General features: G+C 41.2%; 6 protein-coding genes. 2 read left to right on the top strand and 4 right to left on the bottom strand.

Annotation, left to right across the window (positions count from 1 at the left end; genetic code table 11):
• Positions 1–266 precede the first annotated feature (266 nt).
• The gene (locus QL984_RS12235; protein WP_036956595.1) at positions 267–3707 is read left to right on the top strand and encodes a PAS-domain containing protein; all 3441 of its coding nucleotides are present in this window, start codon (positions 267–269) and stop codon (positions 3705–3707) included.
• 42 nt (positions 3708–3749) lie between these two features.
• Here QL984_RS12235 and QL984_RS12240 read toward each other — a convergent pair whose 3' ends face one another.
• The 3 genes from QL984_RS12240 to QL984_RS12250 all read right to left on the bottom strand — a co-directional run bounded on the left by QL984_RS12240 (position 3750) and on the right by QL984_RS12250 (position 7982).
• The gene (locus tag QL984_RS12240) at positions 3750–6350 is read right to left on the bottom strand and encodes a DUF2339 domain-containing protein (protein WP_290172823.1); all 2601 of its coding nucleotides are present in this window, start codon (positions 6348–6350) and stop codon (positions 3750–3752) included.
• Between the two features lie 76 nt (positions 6351–6426).
• Positions 6427–7326, bottom strand: coding sequence for a GGDEF domain-containing protein (locus QL984_RS12245; protein ID WP_024602348.1), 900 nt, complete (start codon positions 7324–7326; stop codon positions 6427–6429).
• A gap of 71 nt (positions 7327–7397) precedes the next feature.
• Entirely contained in the window at positions 7398–7982 is a 585-nt protein-coding gene (locus QL984_RS12250) for a VTT domain-containing protein (RefSeq protein WP_013465758.1), read from the bottom strand.
• A gap of 188 nt (positions 7983–8170) precedes the next feature.
• Between QL984_RS12250 and QL984_RS12255 the strand changes: the two genes are divergently transcribed.
• Positions 8171–9406, top strand: a complete 1236-nt coding sequence (locus QL984_RS12255) for a TMEM143 family protein (protein ID WP_013465759.1) — start codon at positions 8171–8173, stop codon at positions 9404–9406.
• Positions 9407–9487: 81 nt separating this feature from the next.
• Here the strand turns inward: QL984_RS12255 and QL984_RS12260 are convergent, their stop codons facing one another.
• Positions 9488–12625: a CusA/CzcA family heavy metal efflux RND transporter gene (locus tag QL984_RS12260; protein WP_290172824.1), complete on the bottom strand. Its 3138-nt coding sequence runs from the start codon at positions 12623–12625 to the stop codon at positions 9488–9490.
• Between the last annotated feature and the right edge of the window lie 2 nt (positions 12626–12627).

Raw genomic sequence — 12627 nt, forward strand, 5'->3', positions numbered from 1 at the left:
CTAACTAAATAACCAATTTAAAATAAATCATTAAAAATCAATGCTTTATTTTATTTATATTATCTATAAATAAAATAAATCATTAAAAATCAATGCTTTATTTTATTTATAGATAATATAAATAAAATGTATACCCCCCTATTTAACCCGCAACCAAGTATTGTAAAAACCCAAACTACCTCAAACGCCAACTGACGCTCGCATCTTGAAATAGTTTGGGTATAGTTATGGCAAATTATAAAAATATTCTACAAGGTTAAATAAACATGACGGCTGTACTACTCATTGTTGCCTTTGGCTACATAGGCGTGCTGTTTTGGCTGGCTAATTGGGGGGATAAAACCACGCCACTTGCCAAGCGTATTAGTCATCACCCGTTTGTGTATTCATTTGCACTAGGTATTTATTGCACTTCATGGACTTACTACGGCTCAGTAGGCACAGCAGCGACCAGCAGCTGGAGTTTTTTACCTATATTGTTAGGCCCCGCTTTATTGTTTTTTTTCGGTCAAGGCTTTTTACGTAAACTGGTACTGGTGAGTAAAAAACAAAATATCACCACTATTGCCGACTTTATTTCAGCCCGCTATGGTAAGCGTCAAACCACCGCCATTATGGTGACAATAATCGCCTTATTGGCCACCATTCCGTACATTGCATTGCAATTAAAAGCACTCAGCTCTAGCTTTTTACTCCTACAAAACAGCAATCAGATATCAGGGGATATTTTAGCGCTATCGGCCACGTTAATGATGGCGCTATTTGCTATATTTTTTGGTACGCGCAAAGTTGATGTAACCGAATACCGTTCAGGTTTAATGCTCGCTGTTGCGTTTGAGTCGCTAATAAAGCTGTTTGCTCTGGCTGCTGTAGCAGGGCTTGCAATATATAGCTTATTTAATTTACCCGCAGAAAGTTCTGGCCAAGTCGCCGAGTCAATTTGGCTGCATTGGGCGCAGTTTGACTTTTTTAGCTTTAACTTTGTAGGTCAGTCGCTGATGGCGGCGGCCGCTATTATTTGTTTGCCACGGCAATTTCATGTCACCGTGGTTGATAACCAAGATAAGCGCCATTTATTTACTGCTCGCTGGGCTTTTCCATTGTACTTGTTATTGACCGCTGCAATGATTTTACCTATAGCCACCGCTGCTATTCATCCAGAAATTGGTCGTAGTTTATCACCTGACAGCTTTGTACTGGCACTGCCTATGCTGCACGATAACGCTTTTTTAACCACCTTTGTGTTTATAGGTGGGCTTTCTGCTGCCACAGCCATGATTGTTGTTGCAACGCTTACGCTAAGCACCATGATCTCCAACGACGTGGTGCTACCCTTAATGTTGCGTCGTAAATTTAAACGTAATTTAATCACCAGCAGCTATAAATCCCGCATTTTATTGGTGCGCCGCTTTACCATTGCTGGGGTGCTTATTTTAGCCTACTTCTATCAGCAATGGTTTGGTAGTGGCAGTGCGCTGGCCAGTATGGGGTTAGTGGCTTTCTCATTGGTGTCGCAATTATTGCCTGCTATTGTGGGTGGGTTATATTGGCGAAAAGGCCATGCTTATGGTGTTTATGCCGGGCTACTCGCAGGAGTCATTTGTTGGGTGCTATTTTTGATGCTACCTATTTTAGAAGCCCCTAACCCACTAGACAGTGAGCTACAGCAAACGCTTATAACTAGAGGCACCTTAATTGCGTTGTTTGCTAATATTGGCTGTTATATTAGCTTTTCCTTGGGAGCTGAAGAGCGCTTAATTGATAAAATTCAAGCGGCAGCATTTGTTAATCCCAAAGATCAGGCCATTTTATCTCGTCGCTTAAATAAAAACGTAAAAGCCACGGTATACGACTTTAAAATTTTACTGCAAACCTTTTTAGGCATTCAGCGTAGCCAACAAATTTTATCGCATTACGCACTTCATCATGATTTAAACGACAACAACGCACACCCTCGCGCTGATTTTATTGCCTACTGCGAACGCGCACTAACTGGTGTATTGGGTGCTTCCTCTGCGCAAGCACTTATTCATACAGTATCATCTGGGAAACGCATGGCGTTTGAAGAAGTAGTAAACTTTTTTGATGAAACCACACAGGCACTGCAGTTTAATCAAAACTTATTATTTACTTCACTAGAAAACTTAAGCCACGGACTCTCTGTGGTAGATAAAGATCTCAACCTCGTTGCTTGGAATAAGCGCTACAGCGAAATGTTTAATTACCCTGAAGGTTTTTTACAAGTTGGCCAGCCAATTGAAGAAATAATCCGTTATAACGCAGAGCGCGGTGAATGCGGCCCCGGTGAAATCGAGCGCCATGTTGATAAGCGTGTTCAGCATTTAAAAAATGGCAGTTCACATCACTTTATTCGCCATCGTCGTAATGGCCAAGTTTACGAAATGATAGGCAACCCATTGCCTGATGGGGGGTTTGTAACAAGCTTTTCTGATATTACCAATCATATTAGTACGCAAAATGCGCTCGAAGAAATCAATATGGACTTAGAAAACCGTATTGAAGCGCGTACCCAAGAGGTGCAAACCATTAATAGTAACCTGCAAGCACAAATCGATAGTCGCGTACAAACAGAGCAAGCACTTACTTTAGCCAAACGCGAAGCAGAACAGGCGAATGATAGTAAAACCCGCTTTTTAGCACTGGCTAGCCATGATATTTTACAGCCGCTCAATGCGGCACGATTATATCTCGCCGCCATTGATGAAACTCAGTTAGATAGCACCAATAAAAATAACTTTAATAAGCTAGGTGATAGCCTCGATTCCACCGTGCATTTAATGTCGGCTTTATTAGAAATTGCCAAGCTAGAGCAAGGGGCGATGACCCCAAATCCTCGTCACTTTTGCATTGATGATATTTTAGACCCCCTTAAAAGCGAATATGCGATTTTATCGAGCGATAAAGGGCTTTCATTTAAAGTGCGTTCAAATAAACAAATAGTACACAGCGACATTACTTACTTGCGTCGAATACTACAAAACTTGCTGTCTAATGCAATTAAATACACCGAAAATGGCCGAGTGTTAATTGCCTGCAGAAACAGAAAACACAGTTTACGGATTGAAGTATGGGATACCGGCCCTGGCATTAGCGATATTGAACAAGCAAAAATATTTAACGACTTTTACCGAATTGAAGCGGGCGATAATAAAGGCGTTGGCTTAGGTTTAGGGGTGGTTAAACGTATGGCTGATTTATTGAGCCTGCCGATTGATGTGGTTTCATTACCTAATAAAGGCAGCCGATTTAGCATTGAAGTGCCTTATGGTGATACGCAATTAGTACAGCAAAAACAAACCAGTCAAAATATAGTCGACAACCGCGCCGCGATAAATATTATTGCCGTTGACGACGATCCTGAAAACCTTGCCGCCATGGCCAGCCTAATGAAGCGCTGGCAGGCAAATTACACCCTATTCGATAAAGTAGACGCGGTGTTAACTTATGCAAAAGAACAGAGGGCACCTGATGTTATTTTAATGGACTATCAATTAGGTAATGATTGGGATGGGATTACATTAATTAAAGCGCTACGCGAGATTTGGCAAAGCGATATTCCGGCTATTTTAATTACCGCTGTGCGTGACACCGAGCTAAAACAAACCACCAAAGCCGAAAATATTCATTACCTGAGTAAGCCAGTAAAACCAGGCAAACTTAAAGCACTGCTGAATCACAGTACTTGACGATTAATAAGAGTTTAAGCCCAGTAAGTACTGGGCTTAAACTTAACTATGACTGCGCTTTCTGATTTTTTGGAACAACCAACTTAGCCCTACCAGCGACAGCCCTAAGCCAATAAACGATAATGCTTTTAGAAGTCCCGTTAAGTTTGCCATATCAATTAAAAATACCTTAACAATTACAGCGCCAAGAATACCAAGACCAACATTTTGCAGTAACCGTTGCTGTTTTAAATGCCCGGCTATCACGACCAGTGCGCCGAGTAACAACCAAATAACCGAATAGCTATATAGTTCGGCGTCACTGGTTGCTTTATCAAGATAAATAAAGCCACCTTGCCAATATTGGCGGATCAAGGTATTGATAGCTAACAGGGCTAATAAACCAGACACTCCGAGTGTAATTTGACTCAATTTAGCATTTAACGATTTAACTAAACTCGCTAACCATAACGCCAGTAGGCTCGGTACCAACCAAATTAAAATCACCCAGTTAAATATTGGCGTTTCAGCAACATAAAGACGCATTAATAACGGATTATTATCCAGCGTTGTATTGATTAATAACAAGCCAGCTAACGCTGATAAAATCAAACCTGCAGTGCGGTATAACTTACCCAGCTGCCCTGCACTTTGCGCGCGATATAAATAAACGCAGCCTAAAGCAAGCAAGTTACAGCTGAGCAAAACTTGCTCATAAAAACTTAAAGAAAACAACTGAGGGTAGTGCCCTACCAGTTGATAACTGGTTTCGGTTGTCACAAATAACGCTAAACAATGCAGTGCCGCCCCCTCTAACCATATTTTTAGTTTTGAAGTATTAAAACATTTAGCCGCTGCAAAAAATAACCCAATACACAGCGGGTAAACAACTAAGCTCCAATGCAAACCAAAGATAGTTAGATCATCATAACTAGGCGTCCACGGCGATAAGGTAAGGCGTAAAAGTAATGCCGCCACAAGGGCTTTTATTGGCCAGTGTGGCATAGCCACACTGTATTTTTTTATTAATAAGCTCAGCAGTAATACTTGAACAGCCAGTGCAATGGTAAGGCCGCTATCGCTCAGTAGCATAGTAATTGCTAAAGTGATATTGGCGTTTGCTCCCACCCAATAACTAAAACGCTGCCATAAGGTTGTATTATTTTGCGTAAATTTAATTAACACCGCACTCATTAAACATAACAATACCGCCCAAAGTGGATAAGCGGTTGCTAAAGCCGTATTTGGGATCATCGCATACAAAGTGCCAACTAATGCAAACACACTTAATGAAGCAAGCAAATGAAAAGCTAATCGTTTTGGGTATTTATTACCAAAATAGAGTCCATAGCCACTTAACCCCAGAGCAAGTAATAAGCCTAGCCCATATTCGTTTTTAAAAATAAATAACGCATCATCAAAGGCATAAGTTTGTTTAGCACTGATCACTAGTAACAGCGCAATCACTAAAGAAACCCCTTGCCATGCATCCCAACGGCTATTTTTTAACACTAAAAATAGTAACAAAGCGATGCTTAACAACGCCACGATTTGCCATTGTAAATTAAACAAACTCAATAGCATGGCAATCATTAAAGGCGCCATAAAGGCCAGTAATAATCCGTGATCTGGAAATAAGTTAACTAATCGTTTGAAGCTGTGCGGGCGCACTTCAAGGGTATTAAAGCCCAAACCTAAACGTGCAATAGCTATTAAGCCTAAAATACTTAGTAACGCATAAGCGCCTATTAACCACACTGTGTCGTAGTTAAATAGAGTGAGTCCAACCAAGTACCAGCCTATATGCCCTACCCATAGTAAATACCACAACCACACTCGCTGTACTTTATGTGCCACAACCGCTGCGGCAACACTCACAAGGGCAACATAAATAAGTAAAGAAAATAACTGACCACTGCCCGTATTTACCCAAATAGGAACACTGTATGCGCCTATAATGCCAATTACAGCAAGTAAAGGACCTAACTTAATCGCCATTGCACTGGCGCAAAGAGCAATCACTGCTAAGCCAATAAATGCCCACTCAGCACTTAGCATGGTAAAGCTGTTATAGGCCAAAAACATTAAGGCAAAGCAAGTCATAAAGCCGCCACTGGCAAGGGCTGCAGGAATGTAATTATTAAAGCCTTCAAAAACGATACGTTTATAATGTAAATAATACGCTGCTGCGATTAAGCCAATGCCAAATAATCCACCGGCACTGAGCCTCATTGCAGGTGAAAGTAACCCCGCCTCTAAACTGTATTTGGCTAAAAACACGCCACCTAAAGCCAAAGCAATAGCACCAATCCAAGTCATCCAGTTTTGTTCAAAGCCTGCACGTAATTGTTTAAAAAGCAGTTCAATACTCGATGGCTTTTTAATTGCTACTTTAGGTAGTGGCGTATGTTTAATGCTCGCAGGTCTATAATCAGAGGCAGGAATGTCTGCGCGGTTTAAAGGTTTTGCGTTATCTGGTTGTGTGTTTACAGGGGATTTGCTAGGGACTGTATTTGGGTTTAACTCATACTGTGATAGCTTGAATTTTAATACTGCAATCTCTTGTTTTAAGCCGTTTAATTGCACTAAGGCAACTAAACCACATACGCCTCCTGCAACAATCGCAATAGATATAATGATTGCTAATCCGATTAACTCATCCATACAGTCCCTTTTTTATTTTACAAAACAAGTACCCAAAAAAATTACAAACAAAGCTTATACCATAAAATTACGATGGTTAAGCAACCTCAAGGCGATCACGGCCTGCTTTTTTAGCGCGGTATAATGCTTGATCAGCACGTTTCATTACATTATCAAAGGTCTGGTCGCTTGTACGATGTGCAATACCGATACTGACCGTTAAAGAACGCTGATTTTGTACTGTAATAGTACGAGCCGTCTCTAGAATAGTCTGCGAAAAGTTAAGTACTTCATCAAGCTCATAACTAGGCAGGTAAGCGGCAAACTCCTCACCACCTATACGAGCAAAAATATTTTCATCTTTAAAAAGACGGTTCACTTTATCAGCAAACTGTTTAAGCACCTTATCGCCCACATCGTGGCCATAATCGTCATTAATACGTTTAAAGTGGTCGAGATCTATAATTAAAACAGTGTAAGGATTATTAACAACCCCCTTCACATGCTGATAAAAGCAGCGACGGTTATACACTTTGGTTAAATCATCCATAATAAACTCTTGCGCTAACCGGTTGTGCATTCGCTGCATAAAGTGCATGGTTTTAAATAAACCATAAGCGGTAATTAGCATACCTAATGTGCGACATAAGTCTTCTACGTAATTGCTTATCCAAAAAGGCTGACGTATCACTTCATCGAGCACATCGGCAGTAGAGCCTACAATCCATAGCATTAAACCGATACTGACGTATAAATAGGCTTTTTTAGCTAACCGTGAACATTGCACTACAAAAAAAATAGCAAAAATCACCACTAAATTAATAAAGTCAGTGGTAAAGCCATAGAGGTTTTGGGTTATGTCTAATCGGGGAAAGTACATCAACGAAAAAATTGAGAAAGCGATAATAAACGCCAGCGTCATCAAAATTAACAGCTTATTTAATCTGGTAATTTTAACAAAATGGCTTAACTTTAAACTCACTTTTTCCGGGTTCATCATAGGCGATATTTACATTATTTTTATAATTACTATTAAAAACTATACCACAAATTATAAAACGGATTGATTTATATTAGTGTGCTAACAACCCAGCCAATAGCAACTAAAATAGTTAACCCAATCATGGTTTTAGTTTTATGTTTACTGATAAGTCGCTCAGCTTGATTGCCTGCATAATATACCACTAACGCTAATCCAAAATAGCGTATAGAGCGCGCAATCGCAGATGCCACTAAAAACAGTGCCAGCGAATACTTAGTTGCACCAGCGGCCAACATCGCAATTTGAAACGGAATAGGCACAATACCTAAGCTTAATACAAACCAAAAACCTTGTGCCTGCATTTTTTGCTTAACGTTTTCAAACTGTTCAGGACTAGAAAAGGTATTAATGATCCAATCGCCCACTACATCAAATAAATAATAACCCAACGCATAACCAAACAACGCCCCAATAACACAGCCGATTGTGGCCATAAGGGCAATTTGCCACAGTTTTTCACGCCTTGCCTGCATTAATGGCACCAGTACTGCTTCAAGTGGAATGGGCACTATGGTGGATTCTAAAAATGAGGCAAACGTAATACCGCTGAGCATATTTTTAGACTCAATAAACTGACGTGTTTTTTGCTTGAGCTTTTTTTGTATAGCCATTAAACATCCTTTTAACTACTGAGATTAATATTTTTAGCGGGTACTGGCATCATCGCACAGTTAGGTTAATCTAACCTGAAAATATAACGCCTTATTATTTATAGATTTAACATTGGCAAAATAGTAATACTTCCCAGAGTACTTTATTATTGCTCAATGCCATTATACTTTTCTGACAATTATTAATTATGCAAACTGCGCGTTTTATTCCTTTTAGAAAGCAAGATATCATAGGCATGTGCAGCCAAGAGCTTGCCGATAGTGCACAACAAACCTCTTTCAAACAGTTTTGCGACGTGCTCGCCAGCCTGATTCATTATAATTACCACTCAACCCTTGAGTCACTAAAAAACAATTACGCACCGTTTGATCCTAATAGCGACACTCGCTCGTTAGCTCCTGTCTCGAAGGAGCAAAAAGCCCAGTGCCAACGCGATTTTGCTAAAGATTTTGCCAACGTATTAAATGCGGCTAATTTTGAAGTGATTACCAATGAAGACCTACAAGATGCACTCAACGAAGAATCGCTTTTTAAGGTACGCCTAGAGGTAGAGTTTGACGACTTTGAAGAAGTGGTCTTTTATCGCAGAGGCGAATCGCAACTCACCGAAACCATAACCAGCTTTTGGGGGTTACGTAAAAAGCCACTGCATTTTACCAACTACGACCGCGTAGCGGTATTTATTCGCTTTAAAGATAAAGCCTATTTTGAATCAAAAAATAAACTACCTATGGGGTTTGAGCCAAGTTCTACCATAGTAAAACTATTTCAAAATGTGCCAAAAGCTGACTTAGAAATGCTATTTCCTAATAGCGAAGTGCGGATGCGCCCGATTGATAAAATTATTATTGGCTCATCTGCACTTATTGGCGGTGCGGTGGTGTTAGTTACCAAACTGGGCGCCTCATTACTTTTATTGTTTGCTTTGTTTGCATTTTGGGGAGGGTTTAGAGATGAAGCCGTTACCATGACTCAGCAGCACTTTATTACGTTAGCGATTGGTATTGGGGTATTTGGTAGTTTTGTTTTTAAAGAGTGGAGTAAATTTAAAAACCGCAAAATTAAATTTATGAAAGCGTTGAGCGATAATCTCTACTTTAAAAACCTAGATAACAACGCCGGTGTATTCCACACTCTGATAGACGCTGCCGAAGAAGAAGACATTAAAGAAGCCCTGCTTGCGTATACGTTTTTACTAAAATCTAAAAATGGCTTAAGCGCACACGCGCTTGATGAGCAAATAGAGACGTGGTTTAAAACTAAGTATCAATGCGAGCTAGATTTTGAAATTAGTGATGCGCTTGAAAAACTTGAACGTATGCATTTAGTAACCTGCACAAACACCCTATATAACGCGATAAATCTAGAGCACGCAAAAGCCATATTAGATGAACGCTGGGATAACCTGTTTCAATATAATTAAACTGCACGCTTTACTTAATAACAACGAAAAAGCAGCTGACACTTCAGCTGCTTTTTACGTTATTACCTAATTGGTAATTAGTTAAGCTGTTTGCGGCTTTTTAAATTTTGTATGCACTAACTTATAAAGTGCTGGCAAAATTAATAGCGTTAGTAAGGTAGATGACATAATACCGCCTACAACCACGGTTGCTAATGGCCTTTGCACCTCAGAGCCGGTACCGGTATTGAGCGCCATAGGTATAAAGCCTAAACTTGCCACAAGCGCGGTCATCAGCACGGGGCGTAATCGCTGTAATGCGCCGCTGTGTATTGCATGGTATAAACTTAACCCTTCGTTTCGTAACTGCTTAATAAACGACAACATCACTACACCGTTTAATACCGCAACACCACTTAGGGCAATAAAACCCACACCCGCTGAAATAGAAAGCGGCATATCTCGTAGCAATAACGCCAATACCCCACCGGTCAGTGCCAGAGGTACACCGCTGAATATAATGAGTGAATCACGCAGCGAGCCAAAAGCACTATAAAGTAAGCCAAAAATAAGCAATAAAGTCACAGGCACAACCAACGACAAACGTTTACTCGCCGATTGTAATTGCTCAAACGTACCGCCGTATTCAAGCCAGTAACCGCTAGGTAGGTTAAGTTGTGCGTTCATTTTCGCTTGGGCATCACTGACAAAGCTTGCTAAATCGCGCCCCGCTACATTGGCCGTTACTACCACATTACGCTTACCACTTTCGCGGTTTATTTGATTCGGCCCTTTTTCAATGCTGATTGTAGCCACTTCTCCAAGCGGTACAAATGCAAGCTCAGGGTTACTACTTTGAGGTAATGCAATAGGTAAACGCGCAAGCGCAGAGACATCATCAGACCAACGCTTATCTAAGCGTACTAGTAACGAAAAGCGCTTATCGCCCTCATAAATGAGCCCTGTTTGCACCCCACCAACGGCAGCGGCAAGCGTTTGTTGAATGTCGTTTACAGTTAATCCTAATAACGCCATTTGGTCTCGCATTGGAGTAACAGAAAGTGTAGGCAGCCCCTGTATTTGTTCTAAACGAACATCAGTAGCACCGGTAATATTTCGCATTAAACCAGTGGCTTTTTCGCCAAACTGCTTAAGTATGGCTAAATCGTCACCATAAATACGCAGCGCTACATCGGCACGCACACCAGCAATTAACTCGTTAAAGCGCATTTCTATAGGCTGGGTAAATTCATAGTTATTACCCGGTACCTCATTCACGCGATGACGAATTTGCTGCACTAACGCGTCTTTACTCAGTGATGGGTTTGGCCATTGCTCGGACGGCTTTAACATTAAAAAGGTGTCGGCAACATTTGGCGGCATAGGATCGCTGGCTACATCCGCAGTACCAATCTTCGAAAATACGTTCGCAATTTCGGGTTGTGCTAATAAAGCCTGCTCCAACTGCTTTTGCATTTGCACCGATTGTTCAATACCGGTGCCAGTAATACGCAGCGCATGCATTGCAATATCACCTTCATCTAGCTGGGGTAAAAATTCGGCGCCCATATTTTTAACTTTAAAGCCAAGTACTAGTACTAAAACCGTGGCAATGCTCACCATCACCCACGGTAATTTAAGCGATAAGTTAAGCAGTGGCTTGTAGATTTTTTTAACACCATGCATTACTGCATTTTCGCTTTCATCTACTTTACCACGCACAAATACGGCAATTGCCGCCGGCACAAAGGTAACAGCAAAAATAAGTGCACCTATTAACGCAGCAACAACAGTAAACGCCATAGGCTGAAACATTTTGCCCTCAACACCACTGAGCGCAAATAGCGGTAAATACACCAACATAATAATTAAAATACCAAATACGGCGGGGCTAAACACTTCTTTGGTGGCTGAAGTGACAACCTTTAAACGCTCACTGAGTGTAAGTAAGCGCCCATGTTTATGTTGAGCCATCCCTAATTGACGAAGGCAGTTTTCAACCACAATCACCGCGCCATCTACAATTAATCCAAAATCGATTGCGCCTAAGCTCATTAAGTTACCCGAGACTCGATTGCCCACCATACCAGTAATAGCAAATAGCATACTCAGCGGAATAACCATGGCGGTAATAAGCGCACCAGTGATGTTCCCGAGCAATAACAGTAAAATGACGATAACTAATACCGCCCCTTCAAACAGATTTTTTTGAACTGTGGCAATGGTTTTATCAACCAGGTTGGTACGGTCATAGACAGGCTCAACGATAACCCCTGCAGGTAAGCTTTTTTGTACCTCTATCAACTTATCAGCCATGGCTTTGGCGACCACACGGCTGTTTTCACCTATTAGCATCATTGCCGTGCCTAGTACGGTTTCTTCGCCATTATAGGTAGCCGCGCCGGTTCTGAGCTCTTTTCCTAAATACACATTTGCCACGTCTTTAATTCGCACAGGAGCATCATCACGCTTGGCGATAACGGTGTTTGCTATATCGGCTAAGGTTTTTAATTGCCCAGGCGAGCGCACTAAATATTGGCCGTCAAAGCGCTCTATATAACCAGCGCCACGGTTGCTGTTATTAAGCTCAAGCGCACTAATCACATCCTTGATTGTTAGCTTATAAGCGATGAGCTTTTCTGGCATGGGCCCAACCTGGTACTGGCGCTCAAAGCCACCTTGGCTGTTTATTTCGGTTACGCCTTTTACTTTTAAAAGCTGCGGACGAATAACCCAGTCTTGCAAAGTACGTAAGTCTTCGGCGTTATACGCCGTACCATCACTTTTTAACGCATCGGGTTTTGCATGCACGCTATAGGTAAATATTTCACCTAAACCACTGGCAATAGGTCCAAGGTTTGGCTCAATATTATTAGGTAAATCGGCGCGAATACTTTGAATACGTTCACCAATTTGCTGACGCGCCCAATAAATATCGGTGCCTTCATCAAAAATAACAGTTACTTGAGAAAGCCCATAGCGAGAAAGCGAACGGGTGTAATCAAGCTTAGGAATACCCGCCATCGCCGTTTCGACTAAGTAAGTGATGCGCTGCTCAACTTCAAGCGGGGTAAAACCAGGCGCTTTAGAATTAATTTGCACTTGTACATTGGTAATATCGGGGACAGCATCTACCGCTAAGTTTTGGATGTTATACACACCAAACCCAGCAAATAAAAATGTTAGCGCAAGCACCATCATGCGGCGTTTAACCGCAAAAGAAACAATCCAGTTAATCATGG

The sequence above is a fragment of the Pseudoalteromonas sp. APC 3495 genome (assembly GCF_030407645.1).
In the GTDB taxonomy this organism is placed as follows: Bacteria; Pseudomonadota; Gammaproteobacteria; order Enterobacterales; family Alteromonadaceae; genus Pseudoalteromonas; species Pseudoalteromonas tetraodonis.